19 protein-coding genes and 1 pseudogene are annotated in these 17,805 nt (G+C 74.3%); 10 read left to right on the forward strand and 10 right to left on the reverse strand.

Going from position 1 to position 17,805, the window contains the following annotated elements; translation table 11 throughout:
* Positions 1-3 precede the first annotated feature (3 nt).
* Positions 4-687, forward strand: coding sequence for a pyridoxamine 5'-phosphate oxidase family protein (locus ACFV18_RS01595; RefSeq protein WP_380478159.1), 684 nt, complete (start codon positions 4-6; stop codon positions 685-687).
* A 52-nt stretch (positions 688-739) separates the two neighbouring features.
* Here ACFV18_RS01595 and ACFV18_RS01600 read toward each other — a convergent pair whose 3' ends face one another.
* Positions 740-1,612, reverse strand: coding sequence for a universal stress protein (locus tag ACFV18_RS01600; protein WP_380478160.1), 873 nt, complete (start codon positions 1,610-1,612; stop codon positions 740-742).
* Positions 1,613-1,834: 222 nt separating this feature from the next.
* On the opposite strand from ACFV18_RS01600, the gene ACFV18_RS01605 reads away from it, so the two are divergent.
* From ACFV18_RS01605 to ACFV18_RS01625, 5 genes are all read left to right on the forward strand, one after another.
* A complete protein-coding gene (locus ACFV18_RS01605) occupies positions 1,835-1,990 on the forward strand; it encodes a hypothetical protein (RefSeq protein WP_380478161.1) in 156 nt (51 codons plus the stop codon).
* 84 nt (positions 1,991-2,074) lie between these two features.
* Positions 2,075-2,233: a hypothetical protein gene (locus tag ACFV18_RS01610; RefSeq protein WP_380478162.1), complete on the forward strand. Its 159-nt coding sequence runs from the start codon at positions 2,075-2,077 to the stop codon at positions 2,231-2,233.
* Between the two features lie 100 nt (positions 2,234-2,333).
* Entirely contained in the window at positions 2,334-3,497 is a 1,164-nt protein-coding gene (locus ACFV18_RS01615) for a radical SAM protein (protein ID WP_380478163.1), read from the forward strand.
* A gap of 69 nt (positions 3,498-3,566) precedes the next feature.
* The gene (locus ACFV18_RS01620; RefSeq protein WP_380478164.1) at positions 3,567-4,370 is read left to right on the forward strand and encodes a class I SAM-dependent DNA methyltransferase; all 804 of its coding nucleotides are present in this window, start codon (positions 3,567-3,569) and stop codon (positions 4,368-4,370) included.
* Positions 4,371-4,385: 15 nt separating this feature from the next.
* Positions 4,386-5,696, forward strand: a complete 1,311-nt coding sequence (locus ACFV18_RS01625) for an MFS transporter (RefSeq protein ID WP_380478165.1) — start codon at positions 4,386-4,388, stop codon at positions 5,694-5,696.
* A gap of 6 nt (positions 5,697-5,702) precedes the next feature.
* On the opposite strand, the gene ACFV18_RS01630 is transcribed toward ACFV18_RS01625, so the two are convergent.
* Complete coding sequence (locus tag ACFV18_RS01630; RefSeq protein ID WP_380478166.1) at positions 5,703-5,837, reverse strand: hypothetical protein; 135 nt, start codon at positions 5,835-5,837, stop codon at positions 5,703-5,705.
* Positions 5,838-6,000: 163 nt separating this feature from the next.
* Between ACFV18_RS01630 and ACFV18_RS01635 the strand changes: the two genes are divergently transcribed.
* Together ACFV18_RS01635 and ACFV18_RS01640 are read left to right on the forward strand one after the other, a co-directional pair.
* Positions 6,001-6,417, forward strand: a complete 417-nt coding sequence (locus ACFV18_RS01635; RefSeq protein WP_380478167.1) for a hypothetical protein — start codon at positions 6,001-6,003, stop codon at positions 6,415-6,417.
* A 94-nt stretch (positions 6,418-6,511) separates the two neighbouring features.
* On the forward strand, positions 6,512-8,080 hold the full coding sequence (locus ACFV18_RS01640) for a multicopper oxidase family protein (RefSeq protein ID WP_380478168.1): 1,569 nt from the start codon (positions 6,512-6,514) through the stop codon (positions 8,078-8,080).
* 48 nt (positions 8,081-8,128) lie between these two features.
* Here the strand turns inward: ACFV18_RS01640 and ACFV18_RS01645 are convergent, their stop codons facing one another.
* The 5 genes and pseudogenes from ACFV18_RS01645 to ACFV18_RS01665 all read right to left on the reverse strand — a co-directional run bounded on the left by ACFV18_RS01645 (position 8,129) and on the right by ACFV18_RS01665 (position 12,637).
* Positions 8,129-8,662, reverse strand: a complete 534-nt coding sequence (locus tag ACFV18_RS01645; RefSeq protein ID WP_380478320.1) for a hypothetical protein — start codon at positions 8,660-8,662, stop codon at positions 8,129-8,131.
* A gap of 95 nt (positions 8,663-8,757) precedes the next feature.
* Positions 8,758-9,426 (reverse strand): annotated as a pseudogene (locus tag ACFV18_RS01650) (lytic transglycosylase domain-containing protein); the annotation flags it as partial.
* 118 nt (positions 9,427-9,544) lie between these two features.
* Complete coding sequence (locus tag ACFV18_RS01655; protein ID WP_380478169.1) at positions 9,545-10,456, reverse strand: 2-hydroxyacid dehydrogenase; 912 nt, start codon at positions 10,454-10,456, stop codon at positions 9,545-9,547.
* A 107-nt stretch (positions 10,457-10,563) separates the two neighbouring features.
* Positions 10,564-11,238, reverse strand: a complete 675-nt coding sequence (locus tag ACFV18_RS01660; RefSeq protein WP_380478170.1) for a response regulator — start codon at positions 11,236-11,238, stop codon at positions 10,564-10,566.
* 88 nt (positions 11,239-11,326) lie between these two features.
* Positions 11,327-12,637: a sensor histidine kinase gene (locus ACFV18_RS01665; protein ID WP_380478171.1), complete on the reverse strand. Its 1,311-nt coding sequence runs from the start codon at positions 12,635-12,637 to the stop codon at positions 11,327-11,329.
* Positions 12,638-12,804: 167 nt separating this feature from the next.
* On the opposite strand from ACFV18_RS01665, the gene ACFV18_RS01670 reads away from it, so the two are divergent.
* Both ACFV18_RS01670 and ACFV18_RS01675 read left to right on the forward strand, forming a co-directional pair.
* A complete protein-coding gene (locus ACFV18_RS01670; protein WP_380478172.1) occupies positions 12,805-13,737 on the forward strand; it encodes an ATP-binding cassette domain-containing protein in 933 nt (310 codons plus the stop codon).
* The gene (locus ACFV18_RS01675) at positions 13,727-14,488 is read left to right on the forward strand and encodes an ABC transporter permease (RefSeq protein ID WP_380478173.1); all 762 of its coding nucleotides are present in this window, start codon (positions 13,727-13,729) and stop codon (positions 14,486-14,488) included. Before ACFV18_RS01670 ends, ACFV18_RS01675 begins: the two co-directional genes overlap by 11 nt.
* A gap of 83 nt (positions 14,489-14,571) precedes the next feature.
* Here ACFV18_RS01675 and ACFV18_RS01680 read toward each other — a convergent pair whose 3' ends face one another.
* From ACFV18_RS01680 to ACFV18_RS01690, 3 genes are all read right to left on the reverse strand, one after another.
* Positions 14,572-15,351 (reverse strand): GntR family transcriptional regulator, encoded by a 780-nt coding sequence (locus tag ACFV18_RS01680; RefSeq protein ID WP_380478174.1) that lies wholly within the window; start codon positions 15,349-15,351, stop codon positions 14,572-14,574.
* A gap of 172 nt (positions 15,352-15,523) precedes the next feature.
* Entirely contained in the window at positions 15,524-16,312 is a 789-nt protein-coding gene (locus ACFV18_RS01685; protein WP_380478175.1) for a sulfite exporter TauE/SafE family protein, read from the reverse strand.
* Positions 16,309-17,775, reverse strand: coding sequence for a rhodanese-like domain-containing protein (locus ACFV18_RS01690; protein ID WP_380478176.1), 1,467 nt, complete (start codon positions 17,773-17,775; stop codon positions 16,309-16,311). The genes ACFV18_RS01685 and ACFV18_RS01690 overlap by 4 nt, the downstream gene beginning before the upstream one ends.
* Positions 17,776-17,805 lie beyond the last annotated feature (30 nt).

A 17,805-nucleotide genomic window follows, 5' to 3' on the forward strand; every position in this document is an offset into this window, starting at 1 on the left:
CCCATGGACCCGCAGCCCCGGCCCGGCCCGCCGTCCGCCGAAGCGATCGCCCGCCGGATCGCCGACCGCCGGGCCCGGCTCGGCCTCGGCCCGGACGCGCTGGCCCACCAGGCCGGCATGTCGCGCCGCTACCTGGAGTTCCTGACCACGGCCGGTCCGGGCTTCGACCCCAACGGCTTCCTGCGGATCGCCGCCGCGCTCGGCCTGACGTACCACGAACTGGTCGCCGGCCGAGCCGACGCGCCGCCCGGGCAGGCACCGCCCGCGCCCCGGCCGGTGCTGGCGCGGCTCACCGAGGAGGAATGCTGGGACCAGATGGGCACCCGGGGCGTCGGGCGGATCGCCCTGCCCGGCGAACACGGCCCGGCGATCTTCCCGGTGAACTACGCCGTCGATCACGGCACCGTCGTCTACCGCACTCACCACCACAGCGCCGCCGACCCGCCGCCCGGCACCGAGGTCGCCTTCGAGGTCGATCGGATCGACGACCACCGCAGCAGCGGCTGGAGCGTGCTGATCGCCGGCACCGCCGAGCCGATCGAGGACGAGCCGACGCTCCAGCGGCTGATGCGCGACCTCGCCGTCCAGCCCTGGGCGGGCGGCCCGCGCACCAGCTGGGTGCGCATCCGGCCCGTGTCCGTCACCGGCCGCCGGATCACCAGCATGCCCGCCGGGGACGAGGACTGAGCCGGGGCGCCGCGCCCGCCGTGGGGCGCCGTCGCCTTCCGGTGTCTCGCCGTCAGCTCCGGTCGGGCGCGCCGGGCACCGTGACGACGGGACAGCTCGCCTCGTGCAGCAGCCCCCGGGGGACTGAGCCGAGCCGCATGCCGGTGAAGCCGCCGCTGCCGCGTCTGCCGATGACGACGGCCAGGGCGTGCCGGGACTCGTCGGCGAGCACCCGGACCGGATGGCCGCTGACGACCTCGCTGGTGACGGCCACGTCCGGGTTCTCGGCCCGGGGGCCGGCCGTTGTCCCGTCGAGCGTGCGGCGCAGCTCGTCGAGTGTGGCTTCCTCGTCGAGGCGTGCCAGGCGCGGTCGCTGCCACACCCACACGGCGTGCACTGTCGCGCCGTGGTGCCGGGCCAGTTCCAGGGCGGCCGCGAAGGCGATGGCCGAGGACGGGCTGCCGTCCACTCCTACGACGAGCCGGGGCGGGTCGTCCGCCTCGCCCTGCCGTTGAGGGACCACGACCACCGGGCAGTGGGCCTGCGCGCTCACCGGCACGGTGATCGAGTAGCCGCTGAGCAGTTCCTCGATCCGGCTGAGCGACCGCGAGCCGAGGACCACGAACGCGGCCTCGCGGGAGACGTGGACCAGGACCGGTCCCGGCGCCCCCTGCTGGATCTCGGCGGACACCTCCAGCTCCCGGTGCCGCGCGCGGGCGAGCCGGCCGGCGAGGTGGAGCTGGCGGCGCCCGACCCGTACCTGGTCCTGCTGGAAGGCCGTCCCGAGGACCCGCATGCTCCGGGGGGACGGCTGCACCACGTGGATCATGCGCAGCGGGAGACCGCGGTGGGCCGCCTCGTCCGCCGCCCAGCGCAGCGCGTCGTCGTTCTCGCCGAGCGCGTCGACGCCCAGGACGATCGAACGGCCCTGATCGGTGGCTGCCATCACTCCTCCAATGCGCTTATCGACATGTCGGCCTCCCTTTCGCACGGTATGCGGCGCCCGGGGACGGCGCGCGGCGGAGCGGGTGGGGCGCCACCGGGGCGGCCACGACCTGCGCATTAGCCGGTGGTTAAGCGATCGCAGACCGCTTTTGAACCATGCGCGCCAATGCTGGTACCGCGCCGGTACGGCATCCCGCCGCGCGGCCGACACAGGAGGAACCAGGTGATCGAGAAGTTCGAGCTCGGGTCCGGCCTGGCCGGTTGCCCGCTCTACATGGAGGCCATCGGCGTCTCGGACGACGAGGTCGTGGCCCACGGCATCGAGCTGCCCGAGCCGGCCCCCGAGCCGGACGGCAGCCGCCCCGAGGACCCGGCCTGACGGGCCGATTTCCCGCCCGCCGCGACTGCCGAGGTACTGGCGAACGACACCCGGAACATCCGCTTCCACTCCCTGGAGAGACTCATGTCCGAGAAGTCCGAGAAGTTCGAGACCCCCGAGGTCGTCTGCGGCATCTACGACAAGGCGCCCGCCAACTCCGACGACGTCCTGGCCCACACCGCCGAGATGCACGAGGGCGCCGAGGTGCTCTGCGGCATCTACGACAAGTCGCTCGAGAGCTGATCGTTCGCGGCGCCGCGCGGCCGGATCCCCCGGGTCCGGCCGCGCGCCCCGCTCCCCGCGGCTGCCCCGTCCGACTCGTCACAGGAAGCACAGGCCATCCGTGAGAATCATCGAAGGCACGTCCGGCGTCTGGCACTTGGGTCCCGGAGGGACGCTGCTCCTCCCGCACCGCTACTACCAGGACGGTGTGCTGACCGAGGAGGGCGCGCAGGAGCTTGCGCAGGCGGACATCGCGCGGCGCGCGCCGAGGAGCGCCTACAGCCTGACCGTGGTCACCTCGACGGCCTGCAACCTCGGCTGCCCGTACTGCTTCCAGAACACCGACGCGGCGGCGCCGGGGCGGTTCGACCCGCCGCGGATCGACAAGCAGGTGCTCGACGGCCCCACCATCGACCGGATCGTGGAGTTCACCCGGCCCCGGATGGCCCGCGCGGCGGCCCGGCGGCTGTTCGTCCTGCTGTTCGGCGGCGAGCCGCTGCTCAACCCCTGGGCCTGCCGTGAACTCCTGGTCCGCCTGGCCGCGTTGGGGCCGGTCACGGCCTCGATGGTCAGCAACGGGGTGCTGCTGACGCCGCGCAGGGCCGGGAAGCTGGAGGAGGTCGGGCTGCGTTCGGTGCAGGTCACCCTGGACGGCCCCAGGGACCTGCACGACTCCCTGCGCGCGACCCGCTCCGGGCGCGGCACCTACCAGTCGATCCTGGACAATCTCGCGGCCGTCCAGGACGCCACCGCCCTGCGGTTCGGCCTGCGGCTCAACACCACCGCCGAGGGCCTGCCCCGCCTGAGGGGCCTGGTCCAGGAGCTGGCCGAGCGGGTGGACCCGTCCCGCTGCACCCTCGACATCGCCCCGGTGCTCAACTACGAGGGCATGTTCGGCGACGTGCTGGACCGCTCCGGCGGCGAGGTGGAGACCATCCTGGCCGCCTACACCGCCGCCCTGGAGGCCGGTTTCACCGTGAACTGGCCCGGCGGCGGCGAGTGCGGCTTCTGCGGCGAGCAGGACGGCACCTCCGGCGCGGTCGTCAACGCCGACGGGACCCTGTACAGCTGCTGGGAGACGATCGGCAAGCCCGGGTACGAGGTCGGGGACATCGACGGCGGCTACACCTCCTACCCGCAGGACCGCTGGGTCAGCTGCGGCGAGTTCGCCGAGCAGTCGGCGACCGAGGCGGCCTCGCGGGCGTTCGACGACACGCTCTCGGTGGGCCTGCTGGAGCTGCTGCGCGCACACAAGCGCCGCGCCGGGGCCGCAGCGGCCGGGTGAGGACGCCGGTCCGAGCACCGCGTCGGCCGCTGCGGCCCATGACACATCCACCCCGAACAGGAGTCGCTCATGAGCACCGTCCCCACCGACCACGCGGCCGTCGCCTACGACGCCACCGCCCCGTTCTACGACGCGCTGACGCGCGAGGACAACTACACCGTCTTCGGCGACCTGCTGGAGCAGCTGATCAAGCGGGCCGACCCGCCCGGCGACCGGCTGCTGGACGCGGGCTGCGGCACCGGGCGCAGCACCGTGGCGTTCGCGCAACGCGGCTTCCGGCCCACCGGGACGGACATCAGCCCCGCCATGATCGAGATCGCGCGGACCACGCACGCGGACACCGGTATCGACTTCCACGTGCACGACATCCGGCTGCCGTTCGCGCACGGCGGGCCCTACGACGTGGTGCTGTGCATGAGCGACATCGCCAACTACCTGGCCGACCCCGCCCACCTGGCCGAGGCCCTGGTCAGCCTGGGCCGGGTGATGAGCCCGGGCGGTGTGCTGGTCTTCGACGCCAACACCCGGCGCGGCTACCGGCTGATGCACGAGCCGCACGTCTTCGAGTCCCCGGGCCTGCACGTGACCCTGCGCGGCCGCTACCTGCCCGAGGAGGGCGACCCGGAGCGGTTCCGGCTGAACATGACCGCCTTCCGGCAGTCCGCCGAGGACCCCGGGGTGTGGTCCCGGGAGAGCATCGACCACCTCCAACGGCACCACTCCGTCGAGGAGTTCACCCGTCTCCTGGACGCGGCCGGACTGGACCTGGTCGCGGCGCACGGCCTGAACCGCGACGGCAGCATGGCCGACTCGGTGGACGAGGACAGCCACACCAAGGGCCTCTACGTCGCCGTTCGCCGCACCACCGGCTGACCCCGGGAACCGGCCGTGATCAGCAGGGGTTTCCTCAACAGGAGCCGCATCAGCCGGAGTTACACGCTCATCTGGGTCAGCCAGGCGATGTCCGACATGGCGAGCGAGATGACCTCGCTCGCCCTGCCGCTGGCGGTGCTGGCCTCCACCAGGTCGCCGGTGGACGCGGCCCTGGTGGCCACGGCCGTGGGTGTCGCCCAGCTGGTCGCCAAGCTGCCCAGCGGCCTGATCGCCGACACGGTCAACCGCAAGTCGCTGATGCTGCTCTGCGACGCCGGCCGGGCCGTGATCGCGCTGCTGCTCGTGCTCACCCTGGCGACCGGGCAGCTGACCACGCTCTTCGCGGTGGCCGCCGCGGCGGCCACCGCCGTGGTCTCCACCCTGTTCTCCTCGGCCGAGGCGGGTGTGCTGCGGCAGTCCGTCCCGGTCGAGCGCCGGCGGGAGGCCATCACCCGCACCATCGTCCGCACCAACATCGCCATCGCGGTCGGCCCACCGCTCGGCGGGCTGCTGCTCACCCTCGGCGCACCGATCGCCTTCCTGGTGGACGCCGTCTCCTACCTGCTCTCCCTGGCGCTGCTCTCCCAGGTGGTGTACCAGCACCTGCCGCGCCCGGCCCCGGCCGGGAACGGCGCGGGTCCGGTGCGCCGCACCGCGACCGAGCTCACCCGGGGCTTCGGCTGGGTGGCCCGGCGGCGGTCGCTGCTGTTCCTGGTGGGCGTCGTCGCCTACATCAACCTGCTGGGCCGCGCCGTCGAACTGCTCGCTGCCATCGACGCCTCGGACGTGGGCCGGCACCCGGTCTCGGCCGGCTGGGTGCTGACCGCCGCCGGCTGCGGCGGGATCGCCGGCGGGGTCTGCACCGGGTGGATCCTGCGCCGGTTCCGGCCGGTCACGGTGCTGCTGGGCGTCACCGCGGTGTGGCTGTCGATCACGCCCCTGGTGGCGCTCGGCCCGACCCTGCTCACCGTCACGGCAGTGGGCGTGATCGTCTTCTTCCTGCCGCCGATCGGCTCGCTGGTCTTCCTCCAGGTCAGCCTGGACTCCCCGGCCCACCTCCAGGGCCGGATCTCGGCGGCGGTCATCCTGCTGGCCGGCAGCATCGCCTGGGCCGGGCCCGGCATCACCGGCTTCCTGATCTCCGGCACGGGCGGCCCGACCGCCTCGGTCGTCCTGGTCGCCCCGCTGCTGCTGCCCCTGGCCGCCCTCGCCGCCAGCCCGCGCCTGCGTGCCGCCGTCAACGCCGGCCCCGCGCCGGCGCCCGGCCCGGCCGCCACCCAGGAGCCCGCGCAGGTCGCCCCGGCCGCGCCTGCCGCGCAGAGCTGAGATCCGTCAGAGCTGACGCCAGTGGAGTTCGTCGGGATCGGTCACCCGGGTGGCGGTCCTCCCGGCGAACACCCCACGGGTCCGCCGCCCGTCCAGCGGAGCGGCGACGGCCAGGCGCGGGGCACGCTCGGCGATGGGCACGACCGCACCACCGGCCGACCCGTCACCCGCTCACTCATCGCCTACGTCCACTGACCGACTTCGGAACTACTCGTCCAGCCGGTCCGGCGGCTTGGCCCGGCGTTGGCGCGGCTACAGTTTGCGGACGGCGGCCGGGACCGCCCACAGAAACGGGCAGGAGCACATGGCGGCAGCGCTGACGTTCGGAGGACCGGTACGCCGGCCACGGGCACGCCTGCTCCACGTCCTGCTGCTCGCCCTGGCCGCGGCGCTGGCCCTGCTCGTGCATCACAGCGTCTCGGCCGAGGCGTCCCCGGCCATGTCAGGGATGCCCGGCATGGTTCACGGCACCACCATGTCGGCGGGTGTCCCGGTACCGGACGCGCAACTCGCCCACGCCCCCGCCGGCCAATCGTGCGCGGCCGGCACGCACTGTGTCGGAACCGACGTGCGTGGGCCGGTGCTCACCGCGCCGGCGGCGCACCCGGCGCCCGTCGTCGCGGCGGTGGCCGACACCGGATCCGGCGGCCCGCACGGCGGCCGGCATTCCGCCGGGCCGTCCCCGCCCGATTCGTCGCTCCTCTCGGTCCTGCGCATATAGGCGCGGGCCGCGGCTGCCGCATGCCCGGCGGCCGCTGCTGCCCACGTCCACCGGCACGGCCGGGCCGTGCCATGCGCACCCACCAAGAGGAACGATGAACACGATCAACCGACGCTCCCTGCTGCTCGCCGGACTGGGGCTGGTCGGCGGCGGAGCGCTGGCCGCCTGCTCCAGCACGAAGAGCGGCTCCGCCGAACTCGTCGACCCGTCCGGCTCCGCCGTGGCGGCGGCCGAGAGCAGGCGCGCCACCGGCGGCAGCGAACGCACCGTCGAACTGACTGCCGCCGCCACCCCTGTGGACCTCGGCGGTCTCACCGTCAACACCTGGACCTTCGGCGGGCAGTTGCCCGGTCAGGAGATCCGCCTCACCGCAGGCGACACCCTGGTGGCCCAGCTCGCCAACACCCTCGCCGCGCCGACCTCGATCCACTGGCACGGCCTGTCGCTGCGCAACAACATGGACGGCGTCCCGCCGGTCACCATGCGCGAGGTGCCGGCCGGCGGCGGCTTCGGCTACCGCTTCGTCGCGGACCGGCCCGGCACGTACTGGTACCACCCGCACGTCGGGGTGCAGCTCGACCGCGGGCTGTACGGACCGCTGATCGTCGAGGACCCGCACGAGCCGATGAAGTACGACGACGAGTGGGTCGTCGTCCTGGACGACTGGCTCGATGGCGTGAGCGGCACCCCCGACGAGGCGTTCGCCGAACTCTCCAAGGGCATGGGCGGGATGGGCGGCATGAACCACGGCATGGGCGGCATGGACCACGGCTCGGGCGGGATGGGCATGGGCCAGAGCCCCTCGTCCACCGGCGGCATGGCGATGAGGTTCATGCTCATGGGCGCCACCAGCCCGCTGCTCGGGGGCGATGCCGGAGACGTGAATTACCCGCACCATCTGATCAACGGCCGACTGCCCACGGCCCCGGCGGTCAAGCAGGCCAAGCCGGGGGCCCGGGTGCGGCTGCGGATCATCAATGCGGGCGGCGACACCGCCTACCGTGTCGCCCTGGCCGGCCACAAGCTCACCGTCACGCACACCGACGGCTACCCGGTCGAGCACCAGGAGGTCGACGCGCTGCTGCTGGGCATGGGCGAGCGGTACGACGTCCTGGTCACCCTGCAGGACGGGGTGTTCCCGCTGGTGTCGCTCGCGGAGGGCAAGAACGCCACCGGCACGGCGCTGATCCGCACCGGCTCCGGCGGGGCCCCGGCACCGTCCTTCCGTCCGACCGAGCTGGACGGCAGGCTGCTGACGGCCGATCAGCTGCGCGCCGACGCGAGTGTCCGGCTCGCCGCCCGCACGCCCGACGTCACACACCGGCTCCAGCTCACCGGCACCATGGCCGGCTACGACTGGTCGATCAACGGGCGGCGCTTCGACATGGACGACCCGGCCGCCGGTGCGTTCCTGGTCGGCCAGGGCCGGCGCGTGCGGCTGGAGTTCACCAACGCCGGCCAGATGTGGCACCCGATGCACCTGCACGGCCACACCTTTCAGGTGGGCGACTCGGGACCGCGCAAGGACACCGTGATCGTCAAGCCGAAGCAGCGAGTCGTCTGCGACTTCGACGCCGACAACCCCGGCCAGTGGATGGTGCACTGCCACAACGCGTACCACGGCGAGAGCGGCATGATGGGCCTGGTCGCCTACCGCGCCTGACGGCAGACCACCGACCGGGACCGGCACCCGAGTGCCGGTCCCGGCGGCCTACCGGCCCGCCCGCAGCCCCGGCTTCCTCACCTGGCCGGAACGGGTGCGGGCGGGGACGACGGGGCACCACCGACCGCCCGCGCCGACGGCGACGGCGACGGCGATGGCGATGGCGACGCGGACGCCGACGGCGCGGGAGCGTTGCAGCCGGGCGAGGGCGAACCCGTGGGCGTCGCGGAGGGCCCCGGCGCGGACGGCGACGGCGACGCACTCGTCATCGCCGACGGCGAGGCACTCGCACTCGTACTCGGGCTCGAACTCGCCGACGGGGACGGCGACGGGCAGCCGGAGGGAGTCCCGCCCGGTGTGGCGGACGCCGACGGTGACGGGCTCGCCGTGGGCGAGGGCGAGCCCGTCGGAGACGGACCGGCAGTCGGCGCCGGTGCGGACGCAGACGGGGACGGGGACGGGGACGGGGACGCAGACGGGGATCGGGACGGGCTGGCAGCCGGCGCCGGTGCCGGAGCCGACGCGGCTTGGCCGGGCCGGTCCGCCGCCACCGAGGTGCCGGCCTGGAAGTGCACCATCCACGCCCGGACCGTCCGCAGGTACTCCGCCGAGTTGTTGTAGCCGAGGACCGCCCGGTCGAGCTGCGCCGGCACGGCCAGGTCCCGGCCGCCCGCGCAGAGGTAGCGGCCGGCGGCCAGCGCCGCGTCCCAGATGTTGTTCGGGTCCGCCTTGCCGTCGCCGTTGCCGTCCGCACCCCAGCTCTCCCAGGTGGACGGGATGAACTGCATCGGACCAACTGCCCGGTCCCACACGGTACTTCCGTCGTACCGTCCGCCGTCGGTGTCGGCGATCGCCGCGAAACCGTTCCCGTCGAGGACCGGGCCGAGGATCGGGCGATAGGTCGTGCCGGTGGCGTCCACCCGGCCGCCGTCGGCCTGCCCGGACTCCACCTGGCCGATCGCGGCGAGCAGCTGCCACGGCAGGTGGCACCCGGCGGACGAGGTGGCCAGGGACGCCTCCGCCTTGCGGTAGGCGTCGAAGACGGTGGACGGCAGCCTCGCCCTGCCCACGTCCTGGAGCGCGACGGTCTGCGCACCCGCACCCGGCGTCTCGTCCACCGGCGCCGGCGGCTGTGGGAGGGCACGGTCACCGCCACCGTCCAACGGCACCTGACCCGCCGACAGGTCGGCCACCGGGCCGCCGTCCCCGGCGGCGTCGAGCGAGCCGACTGCCGGTGCCTGCGCTGCCAGGGGTTCCGCCGGTGCCGTGGGTGCCGTCACCGCGGCGAGGGCCACCACCGCCCCTGCCGCGTGCAGGAGCATCCGCTTGCGTATCCGTCGTCCCATCCGGGTACCTTTCGCCGATCCTGCGGTCAGCAAGTCGGACGAACCGACGGCCGATCAGGTTCCAGGCCCGCGCGCACCACTGACCGCCGCACTCCCACCAGTGGCCCGGCCGCAGGTGTCAGCGCCCGGGGGCGAGCAGCTCGCCGTTCTCGAACCGCAGGATCTGCCGGCGCAGTGTGCGCTTGGCCCGCGGCAGGAAGGCGCTGCTGGGGCCGCCGACGTGCGGGGTGATCAGCACGCCGGGGGCGTGCCAGAGCGGGTGGTCGGCGGGCAGCGGCTCCGGGTCCGTGACGTCGAGCGCCGCCCGCAGCCGCTGCGCGGAGAGCTCCGCGAGCAGCGCCCCGGTGTCGACCACGGGTCCCCGCGCGACGTTGACGAGCAGCGCGCCGTCCTTCATCCGGGACAGGAACTCGGCGTCCACGAGATGGCGGCTCTCGGGGGTCAGCGGCGTCAGCAGCACGACGACGTCCGCATCCGGCAGCAGCGCCGCCAACTCCGCCACGCCGTGCACCCGTTCCTCGGGACGGGCGCGACGTGCGACCCGGACGACCTCGCACTCGAAGGGCTCCAGCCGCGCGGCGAGCGACCGGCCGATCGAGCCGTAGCCGAGGATGAGCACCGTCCGGTCGGCGAGGGACTGGTGGAACTCCTGGCTCCAACGCCCCTGGTCCTGAAGGCGGGTGAAGTGCGGCACGCCCCGCAGCGAGGCGAGGATCAGCGTCACCGCCAGCTCGGCGGTGCTGGCGTCGTGCAGTCCGCGCGCGCTGCACGCGAGGACACCTTCCGCCACGTGCGGCAGGACGTCGTCCATCCCGGCCGTGAGGGTCTGAACCACCTTCAGCGACGGCAGGTGCGGGATCAGCGGAAGCGCGGCGGCGTGCCGCAGGTAGGGCAGGCAGAAGAACTCCACCTCGCGAAGCGCCTCGTCCGGCGGCACCGGCCCCTCCCCGTCCCACACGAGGGCATCGAGACCGGCGGGCAGACCGCCGATCACGTCGGGGGCGTACGGAAGAAGGTAACGGGCGCTCATGCTCCGACCCTAGCCAATGCTCCCGCCGGTGGTCCCCGGCAGTCCTCCCGGCCTGCCCGAGCCCCCGGAGCAGCGGAGGCCCTGCGGCGGGGGCGGGTGCCGGACGGTCAGACCCGGTGGCGCGGGGTGAGCAGGCCGCTCTCGTAGCCGATGATCACCAGCTGGACGCGGTCCCGGGCGTCGAGTTTGTCCAGCAGGTGGCCCAGGTGCGTCTTCACCGTCGATGCGGAGACGTGCAGCTCCTGCGCGATCTCCGCGTTGGAGCGCCCGGCGCCCACCAGGTGGAGCACCTGCCGCTCCCGGCCGGTCAGACCGTCCAGTGCGGGTGACGGACCGGCCGGTTCGAGGGCGGGGTGGCGGCAGAACTCCGAGATCAGCCGCCGGGTGAGGTTCGGCGAGAGCAGGCCCTCGCCCGCGGCCACCACCCGGATCGCGTGCAGCAGTTCGGCCGGCGGGATGTCCTTGAGCAGGAACCCGGCGGCTCCGGCCCGCAGCGCCGCGAAGACGTGCGCGTCCAGGTCGAACATGGTGAGCATCAGGACCCGCACGCCCGGGTTCCGCCGGCAGATCGTCCGGGTGGCCTCGATGCCGTCCGTTCCGGGCATCCGCACGTCCATCAGCACCACGTCGGGCCGGTGCTCGGCCGCCAGCTCGATCGCGGCGGCGCCGTCCGCCGCCTCGCCGACCACGGTCAGGCCGGGTTCGGCGTCGATCAGCATCCGGAAACTGCCGCGCAGCAGCGCCTGGTCGTCCACCACCAGGACACGGACCGGCTCGGTCACAGGCTTTCCTCCACACGCTCGTCGTCCCGCCCGGGGGCGGGGTGCGCCACGGGGGCCGTCCCCGGGCGCCCGGTCGGGCCGGTCCCGGTCAGGGCTCCACCGGAACCTCGGTCCGGTACGGCAGTTCGGCCCGCACGGCGAAGCCGCCGCCGGGCAGCGGCCCGGCGGCGAACCGTCCGCCGAACAACTCCACCCGCTCCCTCATGCCGATCAGGCCGTGGCCGCTCCCGTCCCCGGCCGCCCCGGCCTCCCCGGTGGGCCCGTGCCGGGTGAGGTATCCGCCGCCGTGGCCTGCCCGACGGGCGGCCCGGGCCGGGGCGGCGCCCTCGTCGGTCACCTCGATCCGCAGCTCCCGCCCGTCGGCGAGCAGCTCCACCCGGCAGTGCGTCGGCCCGGCGTGCTTGAGGACGTTGGTCAGCGCCTCCTGCACCACCCGGTACGCCGAACTCTGCACCCCCTGCGGCAGGTTGGCGGTGCCCTCGGTGCGCAGCTCGGCGGTGAGCCCCGCCGCGGTGGCGCCGGCCACCAGCTCGGGCAGCGCGGCGAGCCCGGGCGCCGGGCGCAGCCCGTCCGCCCCGTCGGTCTCCGGACCGGACTCGCCGGCCCGCAGCACGCTGAGCATCTGCCGCATCTCGGCCAGTGCCGAGCGGCTGGCCGTCTCGATCACCCGCAGCGCCTCGCCGGCCCCCTCCGGGCGGGTGGCCAGCAGGTGGTTGGCCACCCCGGCCTTCACCGCGATCACCCCGACGTGGTGCGCCACGATGTCGTGCAACTCCCGGGCGATCCGCAGCCGTTCCTCGGCGACGGCCGCCACGGCGACCCGCCGGGCCGAGCGCGCCGCCTGCGCACGCCGCTCGCGGACCGCCCGGCCGAGCACCCAGGCCATCCCGGCCACGGCCAGGCCGGCCAGGCGGAGCACCAGGTCCGGCCCGCCGCCGTGCGGGGAGCCCGAGATCAGGAGCAGCACCAGTACGGCGCCGCTCACCGCCCCGATCACCGGGGTGAGCACCCGCCGGGCCCTGGGGCCTGTCCGGCCGATCCTGCGGGGCTGACCGGCCCCGGTGGAGACGGCCACCTGGTAGAGCGCGAAGGCCACCGCGAGGAACGGCTCCCGGACGGCGCCAATCACCGAGGCCACCACCGAGGCCGCCGCGACCAGGGCACAGACCGCGGCCGGACGGGCCCGGCGCAGGGCCAGCGGCAGTCCCATCGCGGCCGCGAGGGCGAACCGGAGCGACCACCCGCCGTCGGGGCGCCACGCCGGGCCCGGCAGGGCCAGGAAGAGCGCGGTCAGCACCACCGCCACCAGGGAGTCGAGGGCCACCAACTCCCGGCGGCGCAGCGGCCGGACGGCGCCGTCACGGTACAACGGCTGCCAGGTCGAGGGGAGTTGGGACATACGCTCACCGTATCCGCTCGAACCCACCGGCACCTCGGCCGCGAGAACGACCGACCGTGGGAGGAGATCGGCGCCGGTGCGGCCCGCCGCCTCCGCCGCCCGGTGGAGGCGGCGGTTCGGAGCGCCGGGCGATGTGCCGGGGCACCGCTGCGCGACAGCCTGGTGCCGTGATCGAACTGAGGCAACTGACCAAGCGTTATCGCGGCACCGTCGCGATCGACGGGCTCACCTTCACGGTCCGGCCCGGCCGGGTGACGGGCTTCCTGGGCCCGAACGGGGCGGGCAAGTCCACCACCCTGCGGATGATGCTCGGCCTGGAGCGCCCCGACCGGGGCGAGGTCCGCTACGACGGCAGGGCCTACCACGAGCTGCGCGATCCCCTGCGGCACATCGGTGCGCTGCTGGACGCCGGGGCGGTGCAGAGCGGCCGCACCGCGTACCACCACCTGTTGTGGCTCGCCCAAACCAACCGGATCGGCCGCGACCGGGTCCGCGAGGTGCTCGCCCTGGTGGGCCTGGAGTCCGTCTCCGCCCGCCGGGCCGGCGGCTTCTCGCTCGGCATGAGCCAGCGGCTCGGCATCGCCGCCGCGCTGCTCGGCGACCCGCAGGTGCTGCTGCTGGACGAACCGGTCAACGGCCTCGACCCGGAGGGCGTGCGCTGGATCCGCACCCTGCTGCGCGGCCTGGCCGCCGAGGGCCGGACGGTCCTGGTGTCCAGTCACCTGATGAGCGAGATGGCGATCACCGCCGGGCATCTGGTGGTGATCGGGCGCGGCCGGCTGCTCGCCGACACCGGCATGGACGCGTTCGTCGCCGAGCACTGCCGTGCGCAGGTGCTGGTCCGCACCTCGCAGCCGGACCGACTGCTGGACGCCCTGGGCCGCGCCGGGCTGACGGCACGCCAGGAGGAGCGCGGCGCCGTGGTCGTCGACGGTGCCGGAACGGAGCAGGTGGGCCGGATCGCGGCCGGGGCCGGGCTGGTCCTCGGCGAGCTCGCCACCCGCACGGCCTCCCTGGAGGACGCCTTCCTCCGTCTCACCGACGACGCCGCCCAGTACCGGGCGGAGACCTTCACCGGGGGGAACCGGCATGTCCTCTAACGCCCTCACGGCCGTGGTCCGGGCCGAACTGACCAAGATCCGCACGGTCCGGTCGACGCTCCTCCCGCTCGTTCTCGTCCCGGTCGTCAGCGTCGGGATCGGCGTGCTGAGCTGCGCCTCGGCCCGTTCGGCGATCGACCGGAAGAGCAGGCTGCTCCGCCCCGACTTCAATCCCCTGGACGCCGGCTTCGTCGGCGTCCAGATCGGCCAGCTGACCCTGATCGCCTTCGCGGTCCTGCTGGTCTGCGCCGAATATGGCAGCGGCATGATCCGCACCTCGCTCGCCGCAGTGCCCGACCGCGGCCTGTTCCACCTCTCCAGGATCACCGCCGCCGGCGGGGTGGCCCTGCTGGTGGCCGTCCCTACGGTGTTCCTCTCCTTCCTCGCCTCCCAGACGGCCCTTGGCCCGTACGGCGTCGAGCTGAGCCGTCCCGGAGCGCTGCGCGCCGCCGTCGGGGCCTGCCTGTACCTGACCCTGATGTGCCTGTTCTCGGTGGGCGTCGCGACCCTGCTGCGCAGCACGGCGCTCGCGCTCACCCTGCTGTACGCCCTCGTCCTCGTGCTCCCTCCGGTGGCCAACGCCGTCCCGGGGCTGCGCACCGCCGCCCGCTACCTCCCCGACCAGGCCGGCACCGAACTCATGAAGGCCGATCCGACGCTCGCCCCGGGATGGGCTCTGCTGGTCCTCGCGGCCTGGACGGCGGCGGCCCTGCTGGCCGGCCACCTCACGCTGCGCGGCCGGGACAGCTGACCGGGGCCCCGCCCGGACGGCCCGGAGATCCGGCGCGAGCAGACATACCCACGCCGCACCGTGCGTGCACCGGACGGCCGTGGTCAGAGCGTGTGGATCGGTGCGCCCATGCGGTAGTCGGTGTGGGAGAACGCGGCGGAGACGGCGAAGCGGTCCGCGCGGACGAGGGTCTGGCGCCACTCGATCAGGCGCCCGTCGGTGTCGCGGCCGAGCCGGTCGATGGCGAGCAGGGCGGTGGTCGGGGGGCAGTCGAGCAGGATGCGCTCGCCCCGGCCGGGCACGACGGCGCGGATGCGTTCCCAGCCGCCGCAGATGCGGCTGCCGCAGTGGCGTTCGAGTTCGTCGTAGAGGGAGGTGTGGGTGAAGTCGACGTCGAGGAGTGGGCGGGCCACGTCCGCGGGGAGCCAGATCCGGTCGACGGCGAGTGGCTCCTCGTCGGCCAGGCGGATTCGTTCCAGGTAGATCAGCGGGGTGGATTCCTCCAGCCCCAGGCGGGCGGCGACGACGCCGTCGGCGCGCTGGTCGAGTGCGCGCACGACGCTGCGCTGGACGGCTCCGACTTCCTCGACGGAGCGGAAGAGGCTGTATCCCTCGCCGACGTCCTGCTCCAGCGGGCGGTTCGCGGTGAACCGGGAGGCCTTGCCGCGGTGCGCGCTGACGAGGCCTTCTTCGCGGAGCTTGCGCAGGGCCTCGCGGACGGTGTGCCGGCTGACCTGGTACTCGGCGACCAGGTCGTGCTCGCCGGGGAAGACGTCGCGGAACTCGCCCTCGTCGAGCCGGCGCAGCAGGTCGGCGCGCAGTTGTGCCCAGAGCGGGTTCCCCGGGGCTCGGACGAGGGGCCGGGGGCCGGGGGCGGTGGTCACGGCGCCGTCCTGGGGGTGATGGGTCGGATCGGGGTGCGGGGCACGGAGTGAATGTTGGTACCTCCGCCGGGATAGCACAAAATCGGCGCCGGCCGCACTCGGCGGGCGTCCGGGGTGAGCCGGCGACCGCTGCCCGGCGGGGTCGTTCCGGGCAGCGGTCGTGCGGGGGCGGTCAGGCGAGGACGCCGGTCATCATGGCGGCGGCCACCGCGAGCAGCAGAGCGGCGAAGGTGCGCTGCAGGGCGGTGCCGGTGAGTTTGGCCGCCAGTCGCTTGCCGTCCCAGGCCCCGAGGACGGCGGCGCCCACGAAGGGTCCGAAGACCGCCAGGTCGAGGGACAGGCCGGAGACCGTCAGTCGGGTGGCGAGCGAGACCAGCGAGTTGACGAGGATGACCACCAGGCTGGTGCCCACCGCCTTGCGCATCGGCAGGCGGAGCACCGATACCAGGGCGGGCACCGCGAGGAAGCCGCCGCCGACTCCCAGCAGCCCGGTCACCGCGCCCAGTCCGGCCCCGGCCGCGAGCGTCCCCAAGTGCCCGCCCCGGCCGCCGGTCTCGCCGCCGCGGTCTGCGCTCTCCGGGGTGGGAGCGCGCCGCGCGGCGCGGGTGCCGCGCAGCATCGCCGCGGCGGCCAGCGCGGCCAGCGCGGCGAACGCGGTGGTCAGCACCGCCTGCGGGATGCGGTGGGCGAGCGCGGACGCCCCGATGGCGGGGAGCACGCCGGCCGCGGCGAACAGCAGGCCGGTCCGCCACTCGATGGTGCCGGCGCCGCGGTGGCGGGCGAGCGCGGTGAGCGAGGTGGCGATGACGATGACCAGGCTGGTGGTCCCGGCCTCGGCGGGCGCGACGCCCAGCAAGTACACCAGGGCCGGGACCGCCAGCACTCCCCCGCCGCCGCCCAGCGCGCCGAGCGCCACGCCGACCACGGCTCCGCAGAGCAGAGCGGTGATCAGCACGCTCACGCCGTGACGCCGTCCACGTCCTGGCCTGCGGCACAAACGTCCTGGCCGGCGTCACAAGCAGCCTGGCCGGTGGGACGCGCGACCTCGCCGTGCCAGGCGGCGAAGCCGCCGCGCAGGTCGGTGGTGTCGAAGCCGCGGGCGCGCAGCACGGAGGCGGCCACCGAGGAGCGGTTGCCGCTCGCGCAGATCACGGTCAGCGGCTGCCCGGTCGGCAGTTCGCCCAGGCGGGCGAGCAGTTCGGGCAGCGGGATCAGGCGGGCGCCGGGGATGGTGCCGTTGTCCCGCACCTCGCCCGGGCCGCGCACGTCCAGCAGCGTGAACTCGGCTTCCGCATCGGCCAGTTGGCCGGCGAGGGCGTCGGCCTCCACCCGTATCGCCTGGGTCAGGTACTCGGCGCCGACCTCCTCCACCGGGCCGGCCAGGGCGCCCAGTACGCGGTCGAAGCCGATCCGGGCCAGGCGGGTGCGGGCCTCGGCCGCGGTGTCCGGGTCGCCGCACAGGACGATGGCGTCCTGGGCGTCGAGCACCTGGCCGGCGAGTTCGGCGAACCGGCCGCCGAGCGGGATGTTGACCGCGCCGTGCAGGTGCGCGGCGGCGAACGCCTCCGGGTTCCGGGTGTCCAGCACGATCGCGCCGCCCGCCCGCGCCTGGAGCAGTTCCTCCACGGTGAGCGACGGGACGAGGGTGTCCTCGTCCAGGACCGGGCGGGCCTGCCGGTTGCGCACCGAGGTGAACGCGAAGTAGGCGGGCACGGCGGGCTGGCCGTCGGTCACCACGGCGACGAACTCGTCCTCGGTCATGTCGGCCAGCGCGTAGTTGCCGGTGCGCTGGTTGCCGATGGTGCAGCTCAGGTCGCTGGAGAGGTTCTTGCCGCAGGCCGAGCCGGCCCCGTGCGCCGGGTGGACGCGCGTCTCGTCGGGGAGGGTGAGCAGCGCGCGGGTGGAGCGGTACAGCAGCCGGCCCATCTCCTCGGCCGACCGGCCGCGCGAGCTGAGCAGGTCGGGGCGGCCGACGTCGCCGATGAACAGGGTGTCGCCGGTGAGCACGCTGTACGGGACGGTGTCGCCCGCATGCTCGCGCACCAGCACGCAGATCGACTCCGGGGTGTGGCCCGGGGTGTGCAGGATCTCCAGCTCGACCTCGCCGAGGCCGAGGCGCTCGCCGTCGGCCAGCGGGTCGGTGTCGAAGTCGAGGGTGGCGGCGGAGCCGTAGGAGATCCGGGCGCCGGTGCGCTCGGCCAGCTCCAGGTGGCCGGAGAGGAAGTCGGCGTGGATGTGGGTCTCGATGACCCGCTCGATGGTCAGGCCGTGGTGCTCGGCGGTGGCGAGGTACTCGTTGACGTCGCGCTGGGGGTCGACCACGACGGCCCGGCCGGTGGTGCGGTCGCCGACCAGGTAGGAGGCGTGGGAGAGGCAGTCGAGGTAGAACTGCACGAAGACCAGCGGTCCGGCGTTCTCGGGCATGACGGGCTCCTGGGAGTGAGCAGGGATGGT

This window comes from Kitasatospora sp. NPDC059673 (genome assembly GCF_042734215.1).
In the GTDB taxonomy this organism is placed as follows: Bacteria; Actinomycetota; Actinomycetes; order Streptomycetales; family Streptomycetaceae; genus Kitasatospora.